Origin of the sequence: Acutalibacter sp. 1XD8-33 (assembly GCF_003612555.1) — a bacterium.
In the GTDB taxonomy this organism is placed as follows: Bacteria; Bacillota; Clostridia; order Oscillospirales; family Acutalibacteraceae; genus Acutalibacter.
The window spans coordinates 1-22,457 of sequence record NZ_RAZF01000038.1 but is presented as its reverse complement, the minus strand read 5'-3'; the positions used below and the strand labels follow the sequence as shown (position 1 = coordinate 22,457).

Annotated in this window: 29 protein-coding genes and 4 pseudogenes; 11 read left to right on the top strand and 22 right to left on the bottom strand. The window is 52.8% G+C overall.

Annotated features, from left to right (window positions below; all coding sequences use genetic code 11):
- Nucleotides 1-74 precede the first annotated feature (74 nt).
- The 5 genes from D7X94_RS18590 to D7X94_RS15820 all read right to left on the bottom strand — a co-directional run bounded on the left by D7X94_RS18590 (nucleotide 75) and on the right by D7X94_RS15820 (nucleotide 1,634).
- Nucleotides 75-212, bottom strand: coding sequence for a hypothetical protein (locus D7X94_RS18590; RefSeq protein WP_156836260.1), 138 nt, complete (start codon nucleotides 210-212; stop codon nucleotides 75-77).
- 104 nt (nucleotides 213-316) lie between these two features.
- Entirely contained in the window at nucleotides 317-832 is a 516-nt protein-coding gene (locus D7X94_RS15835) for a DUF5720 family protein (protein WP_016288554.1), read from the bottom strand.
- A complete protein-coding gene (locus tag D7X94_RS15830) occupies nucleotides 829-1,122 on the bottom strand; it encodes a DUF3847 domain-containing protein (RefSeq protein WP_016288553.1) in 294 nt (97 codons plus the stop codon). The genes D7X94_RS15835 and D7X94_RS15830 overlap by 4 nt, the downstream gene beginning before the upstream one ends.
- Nucleotides 1,115-1,453: a MarR family transcriptional regulator gene (locus D7X94_RS15825; RefSeq protein WP_087360967.1), complete on the bottom strand. Its 339-nt coding sequence runs from the start codon at nucleotides 1,451-1,453 to the stop codon at nucleotides 1,115-1,117. Before D7X94_RS15825 ends, D7X94_RS15830 begins: the two co-directional genes overlap by 8 nt.
- Nucleotides 1,443-1,634, bottom strand: a complete 192-nt coding sequence (locus D7X94_RS15820; protein ID WP_120428595.1) for a hypothetical protein — start codon at nucleotides 1,632-1,634, stop codon at nucleotides 1,443-1,445. The genes D7X94_RS15825 and D7X94_RS15820 overlap by 11 nt, the downstream gene beginning before the upstream one ends.
- A gap of 529 nt (nucleotides 1,635-2,163) precedes the next feature.
- Between D7X94_RS15820 and D7X94_RS15815 the strand changes: the two genes are divergently transcribed.
- Nucleotides 2,164-2,973, top strand: coding sequence for a helix-turn-helix domain-containing protein (locus D7X94_RS15815; RefSeq protein ID WP_120428594.1), 810 nt, complete (start codon nucleotides 2,164-2,166; stop codon nucleotides 2,971-2,973).
- A gap of 77 nt (nucleotides 2,974-3,050) precedes the next feature.
- Here D7X94_RS15815 and D7X94_RS15810 read toward each other — a convergent pair whose 3' ends face one another.
- The 6 genes from D7X94_RS15810 to D7X94_RS15785 form a co-directional block, all read right to left on the bottom strand.
- Nucleotides 3,051-3,470: a nuclear transport factor 2 family protein gene (locus D7X94_RS15810; RefSeq protein ID WP_016304234.1), complete on the bottom strand. Its 420-nt coding sequence runs from the start codon at nucleotides 3,468-3,470 to the stop codon at nucleotides 3,051-3,053.
- 37 nt (nucleotides 3,471-3,507) lie between these two features.
- A complete protein-coding gene (locus D7X94_RS15805) occupies nucleotides 3,508-4,269 on the bottom strand; it encodes an MBL fold metallo-hydrolase (RefSeq protein WP_120428593.1) in 762 nt (253 codons plus the stop codon).
- A 19-nt stretch (nucleotides 4,270-4,288) separates the two neighbouring features.
- Complete coding sequence (dmpI, locus tag D7X94_RS15800) at nucleotides 4,289-4,501, bottom strand: 4-oxalocrotonate tautomerase DmpI (RefSeq protein WP_016288548.1); 213 nt, start codon at nucleotides 4,499-4,501, stop codon at nucleotides 4,289-4,291.
- Between the two features lie 56 nt (nucleotides 4,502-4,557).
- The gene (locus D7X94_RS15795) at nucleotides 4,558-5,067 is read right to left on the bottom strand and encodes a GNAT family N-acetyltransferase (RefSeq protein WP_087360977.1); all 510 of its coding nucleotides are present in this window, start codon (nucleotides 5,065-5,067) and stop codon (nucleotides 4,558-4,560) included.
- Nucleotides 5,068-5,141: 74 nt separating this feature from the next.
- A complete protein-coding gene (locus D7X94_RS15790) occupies nucleotides 5,142-5,330 on the bottom strand; it encodes a SymE family type I addiction module toxin (protein ID WP_016288546.1) in 189 nt (62 codons plus the stop codon).
- The gene (locus D7X94_RS15785; RefSeq protein WP_016288545.1) at nucleotides 5,312-5,500 is read right to left on the bottom strand and encodes a hypothetical protein; all 189 of its coding nucleotides are present in this window, start codon (nucleotides 5,498-5,500) and stop codon (nucleotides 5,312-5,314) included. Before D7X94_RS15785 ends, D7X94_RS15790 begins: the two co-directional genes overlap by 19 nt.
- Nucleotides 5,501-5,639: 139 nt before the next feature.
- Between D7X94_RS15785 and D7X94_RS15780 the strand changes: the two genes are divergently transcribed.
- Nucleotides 5,640-5,966 carry a helix-turn-helix domain-containing protein gene (locus D7X94_RS15780; protein ID WP_016288544.1) on the top strand — a complete coding sequence of 109 codons (327 nt, stop codon included), beginning with the start codon at nucleotides 5,640-5,642 and terminating at the stop codon, nucleotides 5,964-5,966.
- 39 nt (nucleotides 5,967-6,005) lie between these two features.
- Here D7X94_RS15780 and D7X94_RS15775 read toward each other — a convergent pair whose 3' ends face one another.
- From D7X94_RS15775 to D7X94_RS15735, 9 genes and pseudogenes are all read right to left on the bottom strand, one after another.
- Entirely contained in the window at nucleotides 6,006-6,383 is a 378-nt protein-coding gene (locus tag D7X94_RS15775; RefSeq protein WP_120428591.1) for a TnpV protein, read from the bottom strand.
- A pseudogene (locus tag D7X94_RS15770) lies at nucleotides 6,343-6,615 on the bottom strand (helix-turn-helix domain-containing protein); the annotation flags it as partial. The pseudogene D7X94_RS15770 and the gene D7X94_RS15775, both read right to left, overlap by 41 nt.
- Before the next feature lie 141 nt (nucleotides 6,616-6,756).
- Nucleotides 6,757-6,909 (bottom strand): annotated as a pseudogene (locus tag D7X94_RS15765) (Maff2 family mobile element protein); the annotation flags it as partial.
- Between the two features lie 92 nt (nucleotides 6,910-7,001).
- Nucleotides 7,002-8,843: a VirD4-like conjugal transfer protein, CD1115 family gene (locus D7X94_RS15760; protein ID WP_120428589.1), complete on the bottom strand. Its 1,842-nt coding sequence runs from the start codon at nucleotides 8,841-8,843 to the stop codon at nucleotides 7,002-7,004.
- A complete protein-coding gene (locus tag D7X94_RS15755; protein ID WP_442857919.1) occupies nucleotides 8,830-9,312 on the bottom strand; it encodes a PcfB family protein in 483 nt (160 codons plus the stop codon). Before D7X94_RS15755 ends, D7X94_RS15760 begins: the two co-directional genes overlap by 14 nt.
- 62 nt (nucleotides 9,313-9,374) lie before the next feature.
- The gene (locus D7X94_RS15750) at nucleotides 9,375-10,076 is read right to left on the bottom strand and encodes an antirestriction protein ArdA (protein WP_120428588.1); all 702 of its coding nucleotides are present in this window, start codon (nucleotides 10,074-10,076) and stop codon (nucleotides 9,375-9,377) included.
- A gap of 1 nt (nucleotide 10,077) precedes the next feature.
- Nucleotides 10,078-10,419 carry a DUF7768 domain-containing protein gene (locus D7X94_RS15745; RefSeq protein WP_016316827.1) on the bottom strand — a complete coding sequence of 114 codons (342 nt, stop codon included), beginning with the start codon at nucleotides 10,417-10,419 and terminating at the stop codon, nucleotides 10,078-10,080.
- Between the two features lie 40 nt (nucleotides 10,420-10,459).
- A complete protein-coding gene (locus D7X94_RS15740; protein ID WP_120428587.1) occupies nucleotides 10,460-10,651 on the bottom strand; it encodes a hypothetical protein in 192 nt (63 codons plus the stop codon).
- A gap of 87 nt (nucleotides 10,652-10,738) precedes the next feature.
- Nucleotides 10,739-12,220: a ParB/RepB/Spo0J family partition protein gene (locus D7X94_RS15735; protein WP_120428586.1), complete on the bottom strand. Its 1,482-nt coding sequence runs from the start codon at nucleotides 12,218-12,220 to the stop codon at nucleotides 10,739-10,741.
- Nucleotides 12,221-12,760: 540 nt separating this feature from the next.
- Here D7X94_RS15735 and D7X94_RS15730 point away from each other — a divergent pair.
- The 6 genes and pseudogenes from D7X94_RS15730 (at nucleotide 12,761) to D7X94_RS15710 (ending at nucleotide 17,745) form a co-directional block, all read left to right on the top strand.
- Nucleotides 12,761-13,264, top strand: a complete 504-nt coding sequence (locus D7X94_RS15730) for a sigma-70 family RNA polymerase sigma factor (RefSeq protein ID WP_147401762.1) — start codon at nucleotides 12,761-12,763, stop codon at nucleotides 13,262-13,264.
- 589 nt (nucleotides 13,265-13,853) lie between these two features.
- Nucleotides 13,854-14,354, top strand: a pseudogene (locus D7X94_RS19945) (recombinase family protein); the annotation flags it as partial.
- Between the two features lie 37 nt (nucleotides 14,355-14,391).
- Nucleotides 14,392-14,697: pseudogene (locus tag D7X94_RS19940) on the top strand (recombinase zinc beta ribbon domain-containing protein); the annotation flags it as partial.
- Nucleotides 14,698-14,727: 30 nt separating this feature from the next.
- Nucleotides 14,728-15,240, top strand: coding sequence for a hypothetical protein (locus tag D7X94_RS15720; protein WP_243111356.1), 513 nt, complete (start codon nucleotides 14,728-14,730; stop codon nucleotides 15,238-15,240).
- Nucleotides 15,237-16,166 carry a recombinase family protein gene (locus tag D7X94_RS15715; RefSeq protein WP_120428582.1) on the top strand — a complete coding sequence of 310 codons (930 nt, stop codon included), beginning with the start codon at nucleotides 15,237-15,239 and terminating at the stop codon, nucleotides 16,164-16,166. The genes D7X94_RS15720 and D7X94_RS15715 overlap by 4 nt, the downstream gene beginning before the upstream one ends.
- Complete coding sequence (locus D7X94_RS15710; protein WP_158591056.1) at nucleotides 16,099-17,745, top strand: recombinase family protein; 1,647 nt, start codon at nucleotides 16,099-16,101, stop codon at nucleotides 17,743-17,745. Before D7X94_RS15715 ends, D7X94_RS15710 begins: the two co-directional genes overlap by 68 nt.
- A gap of 427 nt (nucleotides 17,746-18,172) precedes the next feature.
- On the opposite strand, the gene D7X94_RS15705 is transcribed toward D7X94_RS15710, so the two are convergent.
- The gene (locus D7X94_RS15705) at nucleotides 18,173-19,000 is read right to left on the bottom strand and encodes a polysaccharide biosynthesis C-terminal domain-containing protein (RefSeq protein ID WP_158591055.1); all 828 of its coding nucleotides are present in this window, start codon (nucleotides 18,998-19,000) and stop codon (nucleotides 18,173-18,175) included.
- Nucleotides 18,961-19,173: a hypothetical protein gene (locus tag D7X94_RS18585; protein WP_158591054.1), complete on the bottom strand. Its 213-nt coding sequence runs from the start codon at nucleotides 19,171-19,173 to the stop codon at nucleotides 18,961-18,963. The genes D7X94_RS15705 and D7X94_RS18585 overlap by 40 nt, the downstream gene beginning before the upstream one ends.
- 117 nt (nucleotides 19,174-19,290) lie before the next feature.
- Here D7X94_RS18585 and D7X94_RS15700 point away from each other — a divergent pair, with 117 nt between their 5' ends.
- The 3 genes from D7X94_RS15700 to D7X94_RS15690 all read left to right on the top strand — a co-directional run bounded on the left by D7X94_RS15700 (nucleotide 19,291) and on the right by D7X94_RS15690 (nucleotide 22,351).
- Nucleotides 19,291-20,184: a LysR family transcriptional regulator gene (locus D7X94_RS15700; RefSeq protein WP_120428579.1), complete on the top strand. Its 894-nt coding sequence runs from the start codon at nucleotides 19,291-19,293 to the stop codon at nucleotides 20,182-20,184.
- Between the two features lie 81 nt (nucleotides 20,185-20,265).
- Entirely contained in the window at nucleotides 20,266-21,591 is a 1,326-nt protein-coding gene (locus D7X94_RS15695) for an MATE family efflux transporter (RefSeq protein ID WP_120428578.1), read from the top strand.
- Between the two features lie 16 nt (nucleotides 21,592-21,607).
- Nucleotides 21,608-22,351: a LysR family transcriptional regulator gene (locus tag D7X94_RS15690; protein WP_120428577.1), complete on the top strand. Its 744-nt coding sequence runs from the start codon at nucleotides 21,608-21,610 to the stop codon at nucleotides 22,349-22,351.
- The last annotated feature ends 106 nt before the right edge of the window (nucleotides 22,352-22,457 follow it).

The following is a 22,457-nucleotide window of genomic DNA, read 5'->3' as shown; positions in this document are numbered from 1 at the left end:
CATGAACCCCCGCATACAAAAGGTTTTTAAGAATTTCCTCGGATAATTAAAAATCTCGGATAATGCGCCCTCTTTCAGAGGGGGATTTTCCAGCTTTTCACTTTGGAAGCCAAAATTGCAAGCGGAATATCCGGCAGTCGGGAATCAGCCGTACCAATTGTGCCATAGGCGGCATAAATCAGAACGCGCCCGGCGCGTTCTGATTTTTCCACACATGAAAAGCCGCCAACGTGAGTGCGCCCGGCTCGTCCACGTTAGAACTTCCCTGCAAAAATCAAGGCGCGCCCGGCGCACTTTGATTCTGGAACAGGCTTTTTTATCGCTCCTGCTGTCGGGGCTTTTTGTCAGGATAGAGCTTCCCGGCAGCAACGGCGGCATGGCTTTTTATCTTAATTTCCCCCTCCTGTTCACTGCGCTTTGCGTTCCGGTAGCCTTCATCGGAGAGGTAGAAGCGGAACCGCTCCCCCTTAAAACCGACAAAGCAATCCTTCTGTACTTCCAGCGTAATCATGTGCCGGGTTTCCGGATGGAACCGTTCTATCCCTGACAGGTCATGCCCCTGCAAAATCGGCTCCTGTGCCTTTGCCGCCGCAAGCCGCTGGCGGATGGAATTGTCACGCTCTGCAAGGAACCGGGCTTTTGTGGCTGCGACAAACTGGCTGCACTCCGGCTCCGGTATCTTTTCCAGTTTTCGGATGGCGTTCTCCACGATTGCCTTTGTCAGTAAGTCCTTTATCACCGGCACGGTTTCTTTCATACCTGCAAGTGTTTCCGCCTTGGTCGGTGCGGCATACTGGTAGATAATGTCCAGCTCGCTTTTTGAAAATTTCATTCCGTGTCCTCCTTCCGGTTTTCGGTAAGAACCTGTGCCACAAGACGCTTCGTGTCGCCCCGGTGGAACAATACTTTTAAGATGGTGCTGACCTGCCCGTCCGTCACGGCTTCCGGGTGGGGTAGATGGCTTTCCAGCATTGCCCCTCTGGTACAGAGCCGGTGCGTCCGTTCCTTCCGGTTCAGTGTCTTTATCTGGTGTTCCAGCATTTTCTCCTTATGCTGCGCCCGCCGCAGCCTTGCTTCGGTCTTTTCAATCTCCTGATTCAGTTTTTCCAGCTTCTCATTCATGGGCGGCGCCCTCCCTGGGGAGCAGGATATAGATGTGGCTGACCTCCCCGATTCCCTGACGGACACGCATAATCATCCCGGCCTGTTCCAGTTCGTTTAAGGAACGCTTGCAGGTCTGGGGGCTTCGGGAAAGTGCCGCCGCTATTTCCATGACGGGGAAGCGGATAAACAGAATCCCGTTGCTGTCCTCGGTTCCCCTTGTCAGGATTTCATCCAGCAGGCGGGCGTACATGACCTTTGCCGTATTGCTGACCTGTAGCCGGAGCATCGCCTTTGGGAGCGGCATACAGGGCGGCAGGGGCGTACTGGCTATCATAAATTCACAATTCATTGGGTGGTGTCCTCCTTTTGGCTCGTTTGGATTGGTAACGGGGGCAGTCGATCATGACAGCCCGGAAACTCTGCTTACACCCATGCTGGCATTTCCGGCAGAGTCCGTTGTAGCTTCTGCGCCCCCGGTCGTTTAAGAAGAAAGCAAGCTCTTTCTTCAACTTCTTTGACATTCTCGGCATAGTGCCTCCTTCATAGAAAAACCGCCCGATTCATCAGTAACAGCCGGAATGGGCGGGTAGTGGTTTTTTGTGTAGCGTTTCGGGGGGATTTTCAAGGGAAATACAGCCGTAGAGCCGCCCCAAAATCTCCCTTGGTATTACGGACAGGGCAGACTATGCCCTGTGAGATTGTTGTGTTTCGGTATCGTTTCGGTGTTCATTTTTGCCGGTTCCCTCTGCTGTCGTTCCTGCCCCCGTCTTTGGCGGCGTTTCGCTCCGCTTGGTACGCTCGTTGCAGTCAGGGTTCCTCCGTTTCCCTGCCGGAAGTCGTTGCGCTACATCGCCGGGGAGCATATCCCATACAGGCCGGTCATTCGATTGGAATAATCCATCGATGAACTGCCTATATCATAGGACATTTTTGTACCCTGTGCCGTATGTCCACAAAAAAGGAATTAAGGGCAAATATCAGAAATTTCCACGATTGTGGAAAGTATGGTATAATCCAGTTAAGCGGCAGGAAGCAGCCGCCGGAAAGGAGTGTGCGCCCATGAAAGGAGCGACTACCATACAGGAACGCCTTTGGGATCTGCGCAAGGACAAAGGGCTGAATCTGGAAGAACTGGCACGGCTGACGCAGATTTCAAAATCTGCCCTTGCCAGCTATGAATCCAAAGATAATAAAGAAATCAATCATGGCAACCTTATCACGCTGGCAGATTTTTATGGGGTGTCCGTTGATTATCTGTTATGCCGGACAGAAAACAGGGAGCAGGCCAACACGCCTTTAACAGAATTGCATTTGAATGACGAAATGGTTGCGCTTCTGAAAAGCGGCCGGATTAACAACCGCCTGCTATGTGAACTTGCCACCCACAAGGATTTTATAAAGTTTCTGGCTGACATTGAGGTTTATGTGGATGGGATTGCTTCCATGCAGATTCAAAACCTCAACTCCCTTGTTGATACCGTCCGGCACGAAATCATAGAACGCTACCGCCCTGGGGAAGATGACCCGCACCTCCGGATTTTGCAGGCTGCACACATTGAGGATGACGAATATTTCAGCCACATGATACAGGACGACATAAGCGCAATCGTCCGTGATATTCGTGCTGCGCACAAGTCTGACAGTGAGAGTGCGCCGCCAACTACCATTGCCGAAGAATTGAAACAGGATTTAGAGGATGTTGCAAATTTCAAGGGAAGCCCTCTTGAAAAACAGGCTGCGCTTTACTGCAAGCGGCTGGGTATCAATTATAACAAGCTGTCTGATGTGGAGTTCCGGCAGCTTGTACATATCCTTGAAAAATCGAAATTCTTCAAAAGCTATGTCGGCCAGAGGAAGAAACGGAAATAGGAAATGCCGTTGCTTGGGATTTTTCCATGCAACGGCATTTTCCAGAGTTTTTATTCCATTTTTACTTGCACATAAAATCAAAACCACATAGACGGAGTATCTTTGAATTGTGGGACATTCCCATTTTGATAAGGGTCATAGTTGTCTGTATTGCAGCCAAATTCTTTTAAGGATTGTATTCGCCCATCCTGCGCCCACTTAATGAGAGAAATTCCATCAAATGCTTCAACCTTCCCATCGTCCACCGTATTTTTAAAATACCATTCTACAACCGTTTGGTTTCCTTTATGGAAATACTGTTTAATATCCCATTGGAGAACTGTGCCACGCCTGTTCCATTCATCAAACCATAGTTTTATTTTTAATGGGCCATGATACTCCGGCCCCCAGCTTTCAGTGTAAACAGCATTTTCAGAGAATATATCCAATATGCCTAAATCACACTTTTTCAGCCACATATCAAACCATAGCCGAATGGTTTCTTCTCGTTTTTCCATGAAATCCCCTTTCCCGTTTTCTTCCGCTAATCCCGTTTTACAGCCATACGCCCCAATCGCCATAATGATATGTACCGCTGCCATGATGGAGCTTCCCGTCTGCCTTTAACTGGCGGAACGCATTTGCCATGCGGATTAGTATTTCCGGCTGTATATCCAGCGAATGGTGTGCAGGGAATACCCTTTTTACAGGCAGTGCCGCAACTTTTTCCAGTGAAGCAAGATAGGCTTCCGGGTCAGTGGAAGGGTAATAGGCAAACAGGGTATCTTTATAGACCAAATCGCCGGTAAACAAATATCCTTTGTCTTTTTCCCAAAAACATAAATGTCCGGGAGAGTGTCCGGGCGTATGCAGCACTTCAATTTCCCTGCCGCCAATATCAATCATATCATGGTCATTTAATACTCTTGTTGGCGTACCCTGAAAGAATACATAATCATCAACATTAAAACCGTCAGGCAAATCACAACGGTCAACCACCATTTCCTTAACCGTTTCGATTGTCAGGGGGAATTTCCCGTCCAGCCAGTCCAATTCTTCTGCGTGTGCATAAAATTCCGGGAAATATTTATGCCCGCCGATATGGTCCCAGTGAATGTGCGTGGCAACCGCCGCAATCGGTTTATCCGTAAGTTTACGGACTTCATCATATATATTGGAAATCCCCAGCCCTGTGTCAATAAGCAGGCTTTTCTCTTTTCCATTCAATAGATAACAGTGGGTTTCTTCCCAATGCCGGTATTCGCTTATGATTATGGTTTCATTATCAATCTTGTCTATTGTAAACCAGTTATCCATTATCTCCAATCCCTTCCCACTATGATTGATGTGCCTGTATATATTCCGCTTTCACTTTATCAATCGTTTTACCGCCAATCCCAAAGTTCTTATCTGGCAGTTCTTTAATCGTAGTCACAAAAAATTCCTGCGGCACATTCATAATTTCAGAAGATACTTCTGTCAATCTTTTTATCAGCAGTTCCTTTTGCTTATCCGATAAAGTGCCGCTTTCAACTGTAATGTATGGCATTTTGCCCCTCCTTCAACTTTTCATTCATTGTTTATTCAGCCCTACCAAATGGGCAGTTATAGTTTTAAGCTATATTGCAAAAGATTATAACTGTGTCCATCTTTGCTGTCTGTTTTAGGTACTGAAGAAATCACTGTAAATCCTAATGACTTTGCTAATTGATTGGAAGCCCTGTTTTCCTCTCTTGTTGAATAAATAAACTTTTTTGCACTAAATTCTTCTTTGCAATATTGTATCAAGACTTGAAGAATCTGCTTGCCAAACCCTTTTCCCACGTAATCTGGCCCCAAACATATCCCCGCTTCCTGATAGATGTAAGGTTCAATTTTTTCTACCCCAGCAAATCCAATCGCCTTACCGGTTGCTTTTTCATAAACTAGATAGGTATCATGCTCTTTCTGAAATGCAATGGTTTTCATGATTCTTATTTTGGCGTTTTCTTCGCTTGTAGTAATATTCCATTCCATGTATTTTGCGCTTTCCGGCTGTGACCAGACATTGCAATACATTTCCTTCCAATCTGAAAACTTTGCCTTATCAAGAATCAGGCTCTCCGTTTCAATCATTTTAAAATGTTCCTCCAGCACTGGCTGACTTGTTGCCGTTTCTATTATACTGCAAAAGCGGCCTTTGTCTATATTTATTTTTCATGCTCTGCTGATGGTTCGTTCTTAGTAATAATTAGCTGCCCCTGCTGGCATTTCACGGTGATTTTGTCCCCTGCGGAGAATCCGGCCTGTTCCAGCCAGTTCCCTTGTAATAGAATCTGCGGCGGCGATTTTTTGAAAGCCCCTCGCCCATTATAAACGGTCAGTTTGCGGTCGTCCATCCGTCCTCCTTCCCCGCTGCCTTCCGGCATACGATTTCAAATATGTTCCCGTCCTCTGTCCTGACAGTGAGCAGGCTGCTCCGTTCGTCTGCGTTCAGGTCAGCAATCCCCATCCCCTCGCTGTCATTCAGTAAATCAAAAAGCCTGTCCCTAAAATAGTTCAGTTCCATTCTGTTGTTCCCCTTTCATAGTTTGTAGTCTATTAGCTAATATTATATAGTCTTTTAGAATCTATTGCAATCCCTATGCGTGATGTAGTCTAAAAGTGAACAAAATAAATGCTGATAGCTTATGAAATGGGTGGGCATTATGGAAGGAAAAGGATTAGGCAGACGTATCAACATGGTGAGGAAAGACCGGGGATTCACGGCGGACAGGCTCTCGGAGCTGTGCAATATCAACGCAACTTACCTCCGGCAGATTGAGGGCGGAACAAAGGTTCCCAGTCTGCCCGTATTTATCAATATCTGCAATGCACTGAAAATCTCCCCTGATTATCTGCTGCGGGATGCGCTGGAAGATAATGAGGTCAGCAAAATACGGGAGCTGGCGGAACTATGGGAAAGCACATCGCCCAGCCAGCAGGAAATCGCCGTTGCCATGATTCGTGCGGTATTGGAGCGTAAGGAAAGTTAGAAAGACCAGCCGGGTGTCGGCTGGCCTTTCCATGTCCAATCAAATATAAATCAGTTCGCTGTTTATGATTTCCTCCGCCCGGTTGCGGATATTGTTCATCCGGCCTACCCATTCAAGCTGATTCCGGGCTTTCAGTTCCTCGGTCACTCCCTCGGCGGATTTCATCTGCTCGATGATTAAGTCCATCCTTTCCTCTGCCTGTTCGTTCAGGTCGGCAAGGTACGTCCATAATTTCCCGGTCAGGATAAGGGAGCTGTACCGTGCCGGGTGTTCCTGTTTGAGATATTCCCGGTGCAGCCGCCCATAGCGTCCGATGGGGCGGTTCTCCTCCGGCAGCTTCAAGTCCGGGATGTAGTAGTCGCCTACCAGAATATAATCAATGCCGTTCTCTGTGATTCTTTCTTTCAGTTTTTCCATTGTCGTCCCCTCCTGTGGTGGAAGGCTCGTCACCGGCCAGCTCAATCACGTCCATAATGCCACAATCCAGCGTTTCGCAAATACGGGCAAGTGTATCCATGCTGATATGTTTCCCTTCTTTTCCCATGTTGGCTATCATATTTGTGGTCAGGCCAGCGGCAAGCCTTAAATCCTCTTTCCTCATGTTGCGCTCTATCAGTGTGTGCCAGAGCGGTTTGTAGCTGATGTGCATTTTTCTCCCTGCCTTTCTGCCCCGGATGGGCGTTTGTACCCATTATATCAGGATTCTTGCTAACTCACAAATATTTCTTGACGGTATCGCCGGTTCCGTCTGGATTGTGCTTTTCCTTTCTTCTTTTGATTACCTCTAATTAGCCATGACCTGTTTCATGCCCTGGCTTTTGGAGCCGGGGTTGTCCGAGCCGTAGCCCTCCAGCAGATTGACAACGCCCCAAACGCCGAGGCCCGCGCCCAGCGCGATAACAAGGGTCTGCAAAGTGGTGATAGCGGATGCGAAAAATGCCATATAGTCCTCCATTTCTCCGGGATTTTCCCGGGCACAAGAAAAGCCGCCCGGTATAGGCGGCAGGTGACACTTCGGGACAAAATGTCCCAAAGCTATACAAAAGCGTCCGGGTCGTCCAAATCGTCATAGTTGAGGATGTCCTCGTCCTCGTCTATGGGCGTTCCGTCCGGCACGTCCACCTCGTACACGGTGTACTGCTCGTTGGGATTGAGCTTTTTTATACGGCGGCAGATAAGCCGCTCCAGCGAAAAGGCGTTTTTCTTCTTGTCCGCCTCCGCCGTGTATCGGTAGTTGGGGTGCTGTTTCAAATCGTATTTCCGGGAGTAGAACGGCGGCAGGCCCCGCAGTTGCAGGATGCACCTGTCGCCGGGCATGGTGGCAAGCTCGGCGGGGGTCATAAGCTCCCGGCCCAGCCGCTGGGTGTTCTGGTTGTAGCTTTCCGACTGCCCACGGGAGCGGCCCTCGGTCTGCATGGAGATAGTCGCTTTCCCCAGCCAGTTCTCGGAAATCTCCTTGATAGTGCTGGCCTCCCGGCCCCCGAGGAATACCACGCTGTCCATGTTGCCTAAAATGGTTTCCGCGTTCTTGTCGTAGATTGCCTTACATTGGGCCAACTGCTGGTAGAACAGCGTCAGGCTCACCTCCCGGGAGCGGATGACCGCCACCAGCTTTTCGAGGTTCGGCACCTGCCCGGTGTTGGCGGCCTCGTCCCACAGCACCCGCACATGATGGGGCAGGCGGCCCCCGTGTACGTTGTCCGCCCTTTCGCACAAGAGATTGAACATCTGCGAAAACGCCAGAGCTACAATAAAGTTGTAGGTGGTGTCGGTATCGCTGATGATGAAGAACGCCGCCGTCCGTCTGTCCCCCAGCTTGTCAAGCTCCATCTCGTCATAGCTCATAATCTCCCGGAGTTGCGGGATGTCAAAGGGGGCCAGCCGCGCACCGCATGAAATCAGTATGGAGCGGGCAGTCTTGCCGCTGGCCAGCTTGTACTTTTTGTACTGCTTGACCGCGAAACAGTCCGGCTTGCGCTTTTCCAGCCCGGCGAACATATAGTCCACCGCGTTCATGAAATCGTCATCGTCCTCCTTGACCTCCATGCCGGAAATCATGTCTACCAGCGTGTTCATGTTCTTGTCCTCGTCCGGGCCCTCGAAGATGATATAGGCGATAAGGGCGCAGTATAAAAGCGTTTCTGATTTCGTCCAGAACGGGTCGCCCTCCTTGCCCTCGCCTTTGGTGTTGGCGATTAAGGTATTGACGAATTTCAAAATATCGGCCTCGTTGCGGATATACGCTAACGGGTTGTAGTGCATGGAGCGGGAAAAATCAATGCTGTTAAAAACCTTGATTTTATATCCCTTTTTCCGTTGCAGGAAAAAGCCCGCCTGCTCCAGCACCCCGCCTTTTGGGTCTACCACCACATAGGAGGAATGGGCCTGGAGTAATTGCGGGGTAAGCCAGAACCGGGTCTTGCCGGAGCCGGAGGAACCGACAACACAGCAATTCAGGTTCCGGGCGTTGGCGGGGACGGCGGGCCGGGTGTTGGTGGTGAGAAATTCCGTCCCGGTCCGAATGATGTTGTTCTCAAACCTGGGGTCGGTGAACGGCTTGATGTCTTTTTCCGTTCCCCAGCGGGCCGAACCATATTCTTCATCCCGGCGGTATTTTTGGGCTTTTTTGCTTTTCTGGTAGATAATCAGCCGGATCGCCACGGCCCCCGCGATGCCAGTGAGCCAGTCAAAAGGATTGAGCCCCGGCGCGAAGTCGGCAAAGGCCGGGCCGAGGGCCGCCACCATCCCCACCAGCTTGTGGGCCAAATCCGCCCCCGCCGCCAGACGGTAGGCCGTCCCCACTTTCAGGCAGGCCCACGCGATGAACAGATAGGGGAGGTTCGGCAAAAGGTACTTTTTCAGCTTATCTGTCCTCATGGGCGGCCTCCTTTACGCGGTCTTTCTTTTGGGGCGCGGGCTGGCGCAGTATCTCGGCGGCGGCCCGTCTGAGCTGTTCCCGGATGGGTACGCGGTCAGTCTTTGCCTTATCCAGCACCCGGCGGGAATACTCCCCAAAACAAGCTGTGATTGCATCCGCCTGCCCGGACTTGAAGAACAGCAGATATTTGTCCGGCCCGGCCTTGTAAAAGGCATAATCCACGTTCCACTTCCGGGCCACCCGGTCAAATTCTTTTGGGGCCCCGGTGAGCTCGATACTGTTCGTGGCCGCGCCGTGGGCCATGAGCTTTTTCACGGACTGCCTGCCGTGGGGCGTCTGGTGGGCCCGGTGCTCCTTTTGTATCTTCCGGCCAGCCGCCCGGAGCGCATAGGCCAGCACCCGGGCCGTCAGCTTTCCCGTCCGCATGGATAGCGCGATAGTGCGCCGGGAAACATCCTCGTCAATCAATCAGAACCGCCTCCTTTCATGGGGGATAGGCCATCCGGCCTTTGGGACATTTTGTCTCGAAGTCACCGCTCGTCCCGGTTTGTTTCCGGGTGCTTGCGTTCAGCCGCCAGAGAGGAACGGTCAATCACTTCCTTGTAGGCGGCCATCTGCTCCCGGATGGAGAGCCGGGGGAGGGCAAAAACCTTGTGCTCCTTGGGAATATCCTCTATCCCGTGATAAACTTCCTTAATATCGCCCGTCTGGACGATATAGCCGCCGGGGGCAAGGTGGCCGCCCTCGTTGATGGATATGTCCCGCCCGTATGCCTCATAGTCAAAGTAGTCTTTCAGCTCGGCGGGTATCGGCAAGTCCTCTGCATAGCAGCGGCCCAAATCGTCCTCGCTTTCAATATCCGGGTAAAATTCAAAGCAGTCCAGATTTTCCGCAAGGTTGATGATGTCCGCCACGCTGGAGGTATGCGCCCCCATATGGAGCGCGGCCTCGAATTTTTCAATCTCGCTTTGGGGGAGCTCCGAGAGCAGGCAGGCCAGATGGTTCAGCTCGTCCAGATTTTCATACTCGCCCAGATAGTCATAGAGCCCCAGTACATCGCCGTCAAAGCTGGTGATGAAAAATTCCTCGTAGCGTATGCCGTCCACGCCGATATTCTTTAACAGCGCCTCCACCGCCTGGGGGCTGGTGGGGAATTTCAGCGTTTCCCCCACCAGCTCGCCCTCGTTGTATTTCCCCAGATTGGTGATGTACGCCTCGAACAGTGCGGCCATGTCAGCGGCGGCCCTGGCCCTTGACGGTCAGGATGCCCTCAAGGGTGGTGGCAGTGATGCCCAGCCGCTGGGCCACAGCAATGTCGTTCTTCATGGACTCGGTGACGGTATGCCCGCACACCACCAGCACCCGGGAGCGGCGGAGCAGGTCACGGCCAATGTCGATGCTGCTCTTGTGTTCCTCGGGAACCGCGTCATTGAGGAAAAGGGGCAGAAACAGCGCGGGGCAGATAGGGGCAAAGCCCGCATCGTAAACCGCCCGGCAGTACTGCGCGGCAAGCTCCGCGTTTTCCGTGTCGCCGCCATACCAAGCGGCGGTGATGTAAGCAAGGGGTCGTTTCATAGTCGTTTACCTCCGATATTTTGATAGTTGTCGTTCAGCCCTATCCCCCCGCCCTTTCCCATTCATGGGAAAGGGGGCGGCTCTGGAGGATATATCCCCCGCCGCGCCGGGAGGGGTGGCACAGCCGGGGCGGGCCGTCAAGGGCAAGCCGCCGCAGGCGGCGGGCGTTCCGCCCCTTGACTGCCCACTCCCGGCTGTGCCCAGTAGCAGGCGGCGACGGGGGATATACCACCAGAGCCCCTCTCTAAAAGAACGCCATGCAGGACGCGGGGGAGGGGCGCGGGAAAGAGAAAAGCCTTGGGACAAAATGTCTCAAGGCTTACTTTTCCCGGTCAGTCTTTTTCTCCGGCGCGGTGCGCTCCGGGGGCTGTTTCTCTTTCCACGCATCCAGCAGGGACATAATCTGGTCTTTCATCTCCCGGGGCGTGGTGTCCTTGCCGAAATACTTGTTCAGTTCAGCGGCGGAAATAATCACCTTGTCTACCTCCTTTTTCTCACGGCTCAAAATGCCGTCAATCACATCGCCGTTCAGTTTCCCCTCCTTATCCAGCTTGCGGAGCTCCTGGGCCTGGGAGAGCGAGGGGGATGCCTGCTCGCCCTCAATGGAAACGGCGATAAACCTCTGGTTTTTGGGCTTGATGAACGAGATTTCAACAGCGGGGGTGAAAGACAGCTTTTTCTCGTTCACCATAGACTGGAGCTCCGGCACAAGCTCGGTCAGCCGGATATACCGCTGTACCTGCTTGTAGTTCATGCCGTTCCGTTCCCCCACGATTTCCGTGGAGCGTTTCCCCACGTCCCCGGCGGCCACGCCCTCCATCTTCGTCCCCTGGTGGCTGATGGCCTCCACCTGCATTTTCAGAGACTGGGCCTTTTCCATCGGCAGAATCTTTTCCCGGTGGCGCAGGTTGTCGTCCGTCATCGCAAGGATGGCCTCGTCATCCGTCATGTTGCGGACGATACAAGGCATATTTGCAAACCCGGCCAGCTCACTGGCCCGCTGGCGGCGGTGGCCCGCGATGATTTCATAGCCGCCGCCCTCCCGGGGACGCACCAGCGCGGGCTGGTGTACGCCGTTGTCCTTGACGGACTCCACAAGCCCTTTCATTTCCGCATCGTCACGGACACCAAAGGGATGGTCTTTGAACGGGAACAGCTCCGAGAGGTTGAGATAAACAATCTCTTCCTTTTCGGCGCGGGTCGCGTCACGGGGCTGGGGCGGCGCTTCCGGCGCAGGCTGGGGAGCGGCGGGGGCCTCTTCTTTGCCCTTTACCGTGGCGGCTTTTGTCCCTTTGCTTTGGGACATTTTGTCTCGAGGTGGGGACGGGGGCTTGTCCGTGGCCGCCTTGTCAGCCTTGGCCTGGCGGCCACGGCGGGCCCCCGTCCCTCCCGGCTTGCCGGGCTCCGCTTTTTCCTCCTTCGGCTTGCGGCCACGCCTGCCCTTGGGCTTATCCTCCGGGGTGGGCGTTTTTTCCTCGGCGGCCTTTCCCTTTTTGGCGGGGGCCTTTTCCTCCGGGGCCGGGGTGGGCGGCTGTTCCGGTTCGGGCGGCTCGTTCTTCTCCACCTCCGCACGTTCCGCCGCCCGGCGCTCCGCCATCAGCTTTTCAATCTGGTCAGCGGATACGTTCACCTCGCCGGGGGCCCCAGCGGGGGCATCCTGCGCGGGTGGTTCCCCGGCGGCCTGCTCGGGGGCTTTCTCCGGGGCCGGGGGCTCCGGCGTGGGAGCCTCAGCCGGGCCCGTATCGAACAGGCTGGGCTGGGGATTTTCCTCCGGGCTCGTGTTCAGCTTTTCGTCTGCCATTCGTTACCTCCTTTTTATTTTCGTGAATGTTGCACAAATTTTGTGTTAAAAGTTTGTTACTATTTTTTCGCCTCCCTCCCGGCTATCCACGCAAAAAAGCCGCCCGTTTTTTCTTCCCGGACGGCTTTCTGCGTAATGTGATAGCTCTAATTTTATTTTTTTGTGGTTGCAGGCTCCGAAAAGCCTTGATATTACAGTGTTCCTAATAGGAGCCATTCATATGTATTTTATAATACATATAGGCTCACGGGAATGTTCGAAAATTCGTGTATACCTGTATTATACTTCACTACAGATAGGAGGCTGTGGTATTCGGTGAAACTCACGCATGGACATTACATTGAAGTACATTTCTCCTTTATGTTATAATCTGCCACTCATATGAGCATGAAATAAAATACACCCAAGGCGTTCATCCAGGCTTAGTGGCCGGGAAGAACGCCTTTTTGCGTAGCTTAACCTGTTCTTTTGTAGGCTGTCGCAGCCCACCCCAATCAATCGTTTTGCCAACCCAAAACAGATTGATTGGAGGAATCAACGGTGAAATACCCACCAAGAAAAGTGTTCGTTTTGGAAGATGGAATGTATGTGGAACTCACTTATGCTAAGTTCCATCAGAAAAAAGAGTGTTATGCAGGCAGGCGGTTCATACCCCTGTACGGCATGCTGATGGAAGTGTCTGAGGGTGACTATAAAGCGTTCTACAAGGACAAACGCCGCCAGAAATATCTGGACGAGCGCTCTGCAAAGAACGGCGACTTCTCCTACGATATGCTCACCACGGATGAGTTCAATGGCGAGGATATTCTGGTTGACATGGCATCCGATACGGCTGGTGATATAGAAAAGAAAATCATGTTGGACAACCTCCGGCTTGAATTCGCCAAACTGTCTGAAGATGAGCAGAAAATCCTGTATCTCATCTATGGCCAACGGCTTAGTGAACGGGTTGTCGCAGAGCGCTTTCATGTGTCTCAGAACGCCATCCACAGGCGCAAAGTCCAGATTCTGGAAAAACTACGGAAAGCCAAAAATTTGAAATAATTGGTTGTCAGCCCTTTCGTTTTTCGGCATGGAAAGCGAGAGGGCTTTTTTCTGCCCTCTGTTGCTCTTTGAAAATTGAATATTCAGCGCACCTTTTACTTTCCTTCTGCTACCGTGAGGAGCGGCAAGCCACATGAGCGGACGCCAATAGTTAACGCCATGGCGTTAACTATATGCCTCCAGGCTCAGACGATGGAACGCACATCCATCGACGGCGATGACCGGCAGAAGGGATAATGATACTTGTGTCCCGTCCTAAAGCCGAGCGTGACCCGTCGCAGCAAAGGAGGGCGCCCTGCGGAGATCCCGCAGGTGGTGAGATTCCAATGAAACCAATGGCATGGTTGGAGGGTGCGCTCCCTGTCCAGGGATGTTGAGAACAAATATGGACGAGCAAAACGATTGATAGGATAACGTGGCGGTCCCGTTTTGGGCGGCCACTTCATTATATAAAAGTCTTTTTATAGTGCAATTTTTGCATCACAAAACGGAAGAAAAATATATGTCTGAAGTGAAAACTCTGGCGGTTTGCGCTGGATGTATCTGAACTCTTGTGGTATTGTTGGTGGTGCCGAAAGGCGAAATCAAAATGAAAGGAATGATGCATATGACTGTAACTGACATCAGCCGGGAGCCGCAGAAACCCGAAATTATCCGGCTTGCGGCCTACTGCCGGGTGTCCAGCAAGTCCGCTGACCAGTTGCACTCTTTTGCGGCACAAATCCGCTACTACAAAGATTATGAGGGCAAAAATCCGCAGTACAAGCTGGTGGACGTGTACGCTGACGAGGGCTTGAGCGGCACGGATATGAAAAAGCGCGATGAGCAGAACCGGCTCATCCGTGACTGCAAGCTGGGTAAGATTGACCGGATTGTTACAAAATCTGTATCCCGGTTTGCGCGGAACACCCAGGAACTGCTGGTTGTCCTGCGCACCTTGAAAGAGTTGGGCGTGAGTATCTACTTCGAGGAACAGGGCATCGACAGCGACAAAATGAACATGGAAATGTTGGTGACATTTCCGGGTATGGCGGCCCAGCAGGAAAGCGTGAACATCTCCGACCACCTTCGAAGGAGTTATCAAATGCGCATGGAGTCCGGGGAGTTTAACTGCTGCGCCCCGGCGTATGGGTATGATTTGGTCGATGGGCGACGCGCTCCTGCAAAAGAAATTCACCACAGACACCATACCCTTCAGAAAGAAAAAGAATCGTGGCGAAAAGCCACAGTATTATGTGGAAAACAGCAACCCACCCATTATCAGCCGAGAGGTGTTTCAAGCAGCTCAACAACTGCAAGAATCCAGAATTACAACCACAAAGCGCGAACACAATTCAATTTTGTCTGGTATCCTGCGCTGCCCCGACTGCGGGAGTACCTTCCGCCGACAACTGCTGCGCGGAACGGTGTACTGGATGTGCAGTGATAAAGCAGCAGGTGCCACAAACTGCCAGAGCAGGCGCGTGAGGGAGAATGCCGTCTATGACACTTTCTGCTTGATGGTAGACAAGCTGGCCTCACACCGTCAGAACCTGCTGGGCACACTCATCCACCAGCTGGAGGCGATGCAGAATCGTGGCGGCGAGAGCCAAGAAAAGATACGACAGATTGACAAACAAATAGCAGACCTGAGTGCTCAGAATCTGGTAATAGCCCGGCTCCACATCAACGGCGTTCTGAACGCCACCGACTTTGCGGCTCAGTCATCGGTCATCAGTAACAAAATCAATGCCCTGCGGCTCGACCGTAAAAAGGCACTATCGGAGGATGAGGACGATGAGTTGATATTCACGCTGAAATCACTGGACGATACCCTGGCAGGATATGTGCCCGGTTCACCATTCAGCCAAGCATTATTCGAGGAAATCGTCCAGAGTATCACGGTCGTGGATAACTCCCGGCTGACCTTTCATCTCATTGGCGGGCTGGCCTTTACGGAGCAAATCCCCGAGAATGTGAGGTGTCGCACAGCATGAAAAAGAGAAATATCCCCTTCGGGTATCAGTATCAGAACGGCACAATAACCACCCATTCACAAGAAGTTGCTGTGCTGAATCGCATTTTCAGCGAGTACCAAAATGGTATGTCTCTGCTGGACATTGCCAGCCGCCTGAACGATGAAAATATCGAGTATCAGATTGGCGTTGCCGGCTGGAACAAATCCCGCATTGCGCGTCTGATTGGGGACGAGCGGTATACCGGAAAAGATAGATTTCCATCGATTATTGATGAGAGCATACACCAGGCCATGATAGGGATGAAAGCCCAAAAGAATACCCAGCACAGCACCGACCGCAACCATGAGATTTTCCATATAGATGTGCCGGTAACCTGTCCAGAGTGCGGCAGCGAGATGGTTCGACGGCATGACAGCCGGTTCAAGGAGTGCCAGCAGCGATGGATATGTTCAAATGCGGACTGCCGCACGGTGATTCACAAGGCAGACAGCGGCCTGCTGGATGATATAACTGTACTGCTAAACCGGGCGATTGTCAATCCTGAGTTCGTGCAAATCCCTGCCAATAATGAATCCGCTCCAAGTGTGCAGGTTATCAAAATAGAAAATGAAATTGCCCGGACGTTGGACACCCTCGACTATGATAAAAATACCCTGAGAAAGAAAATGCTGGAATGTGTCTCCCTGAAATATACGGATATTGATTCCGCCCCATATATAGCCCACAGGTTGAAAGCGGTTCTCGCAAATGCAGAGCCGCTTTCAGCTTTTTCTCTGGCACTTTTCAAGAGGACGGTTCAGGCCATCCATCTTGAAAAAGACGGTACAGTAGCCATCGCTTTGCTAAATAATCAGACCATCAGAAAGGACGATGAATATGCAACCGACAGTGAATACTCCGCAGAAAGTAGTGCGGAAAATCCCGGCGAAAATCAACATAACTGAAGAAATCAAGCAAGCCCACCGGCAGCTCCGGGTAGCCGCTTACTGCCGCGTTTCTACCGCCCAGGAGGAGCAGTTGAACAGCTATGACGTGCAGGTAAGGTACTATACCGAAAAGATCAGAAGCGAGCCAAAATGGGCCTTTGTGGGCATTTTTGCAGACAGGGGGCTTTCGGGGACGAGTACCAAAAAGCGTGACGAGTTCAACAAGATGATCAAGCAATGCAGGCGCGGCAAAATCGACATGATCATCACCAAATCCATCAGCCGGTTTGCACGCAATACGGCTGACGTTCTCAAGTATGTTCGTATGCTCAAGGAGATTGGCGTGGACATTTTCTTTGAGGAACAGAACATTCACAGCACCCAGCCTGGGGCGGAATTTTATATCACGATTTACGGTTCCATTGCTCAAAGCGAATCGGAAAATATCAGTGCCAACGTCATATGGGGCAAGAATCAGAGCGCGAAAGAGGGCAAGGTGCCGTTCCAGTATAAGCGGTTCCTGGGGTACCGGCGCGGGCCGGACGGTAAGCCTGAAATCGACCCGGAGCAGGCCGAGGTTGTGAAACGAATTTATACCAGCTTCCTCGCCGGAGACAGTATGAGAGGAATCGTGGAAATGCTGGATAACATGGGCGCTCCCACACCTGGTGGTCAAGGAAAATGGCACCGCTCCACGGTATGCTCGATCCTGCAAAATGAGCGGTACAAGGGCGATGCAATTATCAATAAAACTTACGTTGTGGATTGTCTGATCAAGAAAGTCAAACGTAACGATGGCAAGGTCCGGCCTATGTACTTTGTAGAGAACAATCATCCCGCCATCATTGACCCTGCCATCTTCGGTCGAGCGCAGGAGGAACTCGCTCGGCGCACCGGCAAGCGGAAAGTGAAACAGAAAGGTACGAAAACCGAGCAGGGCCGGTATTCCAGCAAGTATGCTTTGACAGAACTGCTGGTCTGCGGCGAGTGTGGTACTCCCTACCGCCGATGCACTTGGACGGTCAAGGGTGAAAAGAAACCGGTCTGGCGATGCATCAACCGGCTGGACTTCGGCAAGAAATACTGCCACCACTCGCCCACGATGGCGGAAAGTGTGCTGCAGGAGGCTGTCATGGCGGCAATCATGCATACAGCTAAACAGAGTGCCGATGTGCTGGGTACTTTGAAACTGCATATCGGCATGGGGCTTAAGAATGATGATGGTGAAGATAACAGCTTGGATATCCAGATAAGGATAGCAGAAATCGGTGCGGAATTCAAGACTATGCTACAGGCCATAGCTACCGATACGGTGGAAGATTTTGACGAGCAGCGCGCAACAGCACTCATGGCTGAGAAAAACAGCTTGGAGCAACAGTTGGCTCAACTTGACAATGCCCAGCAGGAAAAAGAGAATACCGAATCTCGACTGGATGAGATTTTTACTATCCTGGAGGGACTGGCAAATCACCCCATGGAATATGATGACCGGCTGGTTAGGCAGGTGCTGGAATGCGTTGTGGTCGAATCCAAGGAACGGATTAAGGTAGTTTTTGTGGGAGGACTGGAGGTTGAACAGGATATCGAAAATGCGTGAGGGTTAAGATACGCACATAGATTTGGCAAAAATATCTTTTTCGTATCCACTTCACATCTAAGGACGGTTATTCTGATACAATGGGTATCGAGATAACCGTCCTTGACTTTCACCAAAAGTCAGTGAAAACGGCTGTTTCTCCAACATTTTTGAGAGAAGGCCCACCGCTGGCTGGATAAATCTCCAGACCAGCGGTGGGTCTTTTTGCATTTTTGAGGCTTTAGAGAGGGGGCTATCGTGGATTTATTGGGTATCGTTATTTTATGGAGGCAATCGTTAAATTTCTGCACAGGAAACGTCCTTGGCCACGCTATTCGCAGCAAGGCCAGGGATGTTTTTAGCCCTCAATGGCAATTATGTTCTTCTGCTCCACCTGGCGGGTCTAGGAAACTACCCATGCGAAAAAAATTTACAACAGAATAAAAAACTATACTGGCTGTGTTTCCACCAACCCCCTGATCTCCTTCCGATAAAACCGCACCATCAAAAGCACACCTACAACCGCAGACACCACATCCGCAGTCGGCACCGAGACCCACACCGCGTCAATGCTCCCCGTCATAGACAGCAGCCAGGCAAAAGGTATCAGCACCGCATAATTCCGGCTCAAGTCCACCGCCATGCTGGGTACGCTATGCCCCAGGGACTGAATAATAGCCGTGCTCATGTTCCGCACGCCGCAGAGCAGATAACAGCAGGACAGCATCCGCATCCTCCACACACCGATGGCGATCATGTCCTCCGTGGCGTTGAACATCCGCAGGAACATCTCCGGGAAGCCCACGCACAGCGCCCCAACCACGGCGTAGAAGAAGCCCGTCACCCGGCTGCAGGCCCCGAACACCGCCACGGCAGTGGAGGAAAACCGATTCAGCACCGCATTGTAGCTTATCATCATGAAGCTGTTCAAGGCAAAGAGGACGGTGGTGGGCAGGCCCAGGTGCAGCACCTGCCTGACCGCATATAGTGGCGGACGCAGAGTGAAGCGCAGGCGCACCTTTTTATTCTTGGTGAGGTTCAGTGCCAGGGCAATGCACGCTGCTGCAAACTGCCCGATGACGGTTGCCAGAGCCGCGCCGGAGATTCCCAGCTTTGGCGCGCCGAAGTAGCCGAAGATAAGTATTGGATCAAGAATCAAGTTGAGGATCGCCCCGGTAGCCTGGGAGATCATGCTGTAAAGGGTCTTGCCTGTGGCAATGGGCATCCGTTCCAGCACTAGTTGGGCGATGGTAAAAATCCCGCAGCCCAGGTACACGGCGAGATACGCCGAGCCGCCATGGCGTCCTCGCCCAGCTGGGACACGAAAATGCCGTCCACGATGTTGTAGAGGGACTGAGCGGCGGTGGACAGAATGACTGGTATTGCCATGGTCAGCAGCATCCGCCAGACCGGCGCAGTGCCCATTTTGTTTTCTTTTGTTGTCTCCATTAGAGCGTTCTCCCTTCGGTTTTCTGCCCCTATTGTAGCCCATTTTTTCTTGACTGTGAAGTATAGATATGGTACAATACTGGAAACTATAAGTTTACACTAAAGCGGGGTGCAAACATGTACAACAAGGCCCTGGACACCTTCAAGGCCGCAGCGGACTGCGGCAGTTTCACAAAAGCGGCGGACAAGCTGTTCATTTCCCATACTGCCGTGATCAAGCAGATCAATGGCCTGGAGGAACGCTTCGGCACGGCGCTGTTTGAGCGCACCCATCGGGGCATCGCCCTTACCGCCGCCGGGGAGTGCTTGTATAAAGAACTGCCAAAGCTCCTTCGCCACTCCGATACCCTCATCCGCAAGGTGCGGGAGGCGGAGGCTGCCGCGCCAAAGATTATCCATGTGGGCACCTCGGTGTTCTACCCCTGCAACGCCTTCATAGAGCTGTGGGGAGAAATAAGCGCCCAGTGCCCCCGATACCGGCTTCAGCTGGTACCAATCACGGACGATCAAAGGCGGCTGGAGTTTCTGGGGCAATCATACGATGTACTGATCGGTCCCTACGACGCGGGGATGGATTTTATGTATCAGTTCATCCCCGTAGGCGGTTATCGGTTCTGCATCACCCTGCCCCAAAGCCACCCGCTTTCCCAAAGGGAGCGGCTCAGCCTTGCCAATTTGGCTGGCGGGGAACTCATGGTCATGCGCCCGGGCCGCAGCGCCGTCAACGACCAAATCCGCCAAGACCTGCGGGAAAAGCATCCCTCCGTCAGCATTATTGACATTGAACCCAATTACAGCCTGGACACATTCAATCTGTGCATGGAGAGCGGCGTCCCTCTGCTGAGCCTGGAGTGCTGGCAGGACGTGCACCCGGGGCTCTGTACTGTCCCATTGACGGAGAAGTATACCTTGCCCTATGGCGTGATAGCCGCCCATGATCCAACGGAAAACACAGCGGCTTTCCTGACTCTGTTAGAAAAGCCCCTGACAAGAAATGCCCAAAAGGCATGAAATCATATGCAAACCAGGTATTGGACATTTCACTCCCTCCCGTGCTACAATTAAGCCAGAAACCAACGGGAGGGATCGTCCATGTTCACAAACAAAGACCTGAAAAACCTCATCGTGCCGCTGTTCCTGGAGCAGCTCCTGGTAATGCTTGTGGGTATCGCCGACACCTTCATCGTCAGCTACGCCGGGGAGGCGGCGGTGTCCGGGGTGTCGCTGGTGAACTCCTTCAGCACCATCTTTATCTACCTGTTCACAGCGCTGGCCTCGGGGGGCGCGGTGGTCATCAGCCAGTACATCGGCCGGGGGGTCAAGGAGGACACAGGCGAAGCCGCCAGCCAATTGCTCACCTCGTCCACCCTGTTCTCGCTGATCATCTCAATTTTGATTTTAATATTGCACCGGCCCATGCTCAGCCTGCTATTCGGCCAGGTAGAGCCCGCCGTCATGGACGCCTGCGTCATTTACCTGCAAATTTCCGTGTTCTCCTACCCGGCCCTGGCGGTCTACAACGCAGGCGCGGCCCTGTACCGCAGCATGGGCAAAACAAACGTGACCATGTACATCTCCATCGCCGCCAACGCCATCAACGTCGTGGGCAACCTCATCGGCGTGTTCGTGCTGAAAGCCGGGGTGGCGGGCGTTGCATGGCCTACGCTCATTGCCCGGGTGTTCTCGGCGGTGGTGATTACGGTGCTGTGCTTCGGCAGGAAGGTTGACGTGCGCTACACCTGGCATCAAATCTGCAAGTGGAACGGGGAACTCATGAAGCGCATTTTGCGCATCGCCGTGCCCAACGGGGTAGAGAACGGCATCTTCCAGCTTGTAAAAGTAGCCCTTTCCAGCGTGGTGGCCCTGTTCGGCACCTATCAGATCGCCGCCAACGGCATCGCCCAGAGCATATGGAGTCTGGCGGCTCTGGCCGGGGTGACCATGGGCCCGGTGTTCATCACCGTGATAGGCCAGTGCATGGGCGCCGGGGCCACGGCACAGGCCGAGATGTATTTCAAGAAGCTGCTGAAAATCACCCTGACCATCTCCCTAGTGTGGAACGCCCTGGTGTTCGCCATCACGCCGGTCATGATGAACTTCTACCAGATCTCCGGCGAGGCCAAGCATCTGGTAATCATTCTCGTGCTCATTCACAACGTGTTCAACACCGTGGCCTTCCCCATGTCCGGGCCGCTCTCAAACGGCCTGCGGGCCGCCGGGGACATCAGGTTTACCATGGTCGTGTCTATCGCGTCTACCATCGGCGGGCGGCTGGTGTTCTCCGTACTGCTGGCCATGGGCCTGAACTGGGGTGTTATTGGCATCGCGGCGGCTATGTGTCTCGACTGGGTCATCCGGGCGGTTATCTTTGCCCTGCGGCTGAAGTCCGGCAAGTGGAAGGAATTTAAGGTCATCTGACCAAAGGAGGAACCCCATGGAACTTCGCGTTCTGCGATACTTTTACACCGTGGCCCGGGAGGAAAACATCACCCGCGCCGCCCAACTTCTGCATGTGACCCAGCCCACCCTTTCCCGGCAGCTCATGGGGCTGGAGGAGGAACTGGGCACGGTGCTGTTCCACCGCAGCAGCCACCGCATCGTGCTGACGGAGGACGGGATGCTCTTAAAGCGCCGGGCCCAGGAGCTCTTGGAACTGGCTGACAAGACCCAGCGGGAATTCAAAAGCCGGGAGGAGCTCAGCGGGGAGATTGCCATCGGCTGCGGGGAAACCTGCAATATGGCGTACCTCTCCGACCTGATGGTCTCCTTCCGGGATGAGCACCCGCTGGTGCAGTTCCGCGTCTACAGCGCCACTGCCGACGAGGTGAAAGACCGCATGGAGAACGGCCTTTTGGATTTGGGGCTCTTGATGAGTCCCGTCGACCTCCCTAGATACCACACTGTGTCCATGCCTCACCGGGAGCGATGGGCAGCGCTGGTACGGGAGGACTGCCCCCTAGCTGCGCTCCCCTGCGTCACTCCGGAGGACCTGCTGCCCTACCCCCTGCTGCTCTCCTGGCGGGACCAGGTGAACGAGCAGGTGCGTGAGTGGTTCGGGGAGTGCTTTTCCAAGGCGAAAGTGGCGGCCCGATACAACCTTGTCACCAACACGGCTATTATGGTGAAACACCGGGTGGGCGTGGCTCTCTGCTTTGTCAACGCCAATTTGAAATTGTAAGAAAACGCCGAAGAAATTTTGTAGTTTTTCGGCGGGGGGGGGGTAACAAAACTAAGCGTTTCCTTGCTCAAAAAGAGTGTTCACGATTTGCTGTTTCTGGCGCATG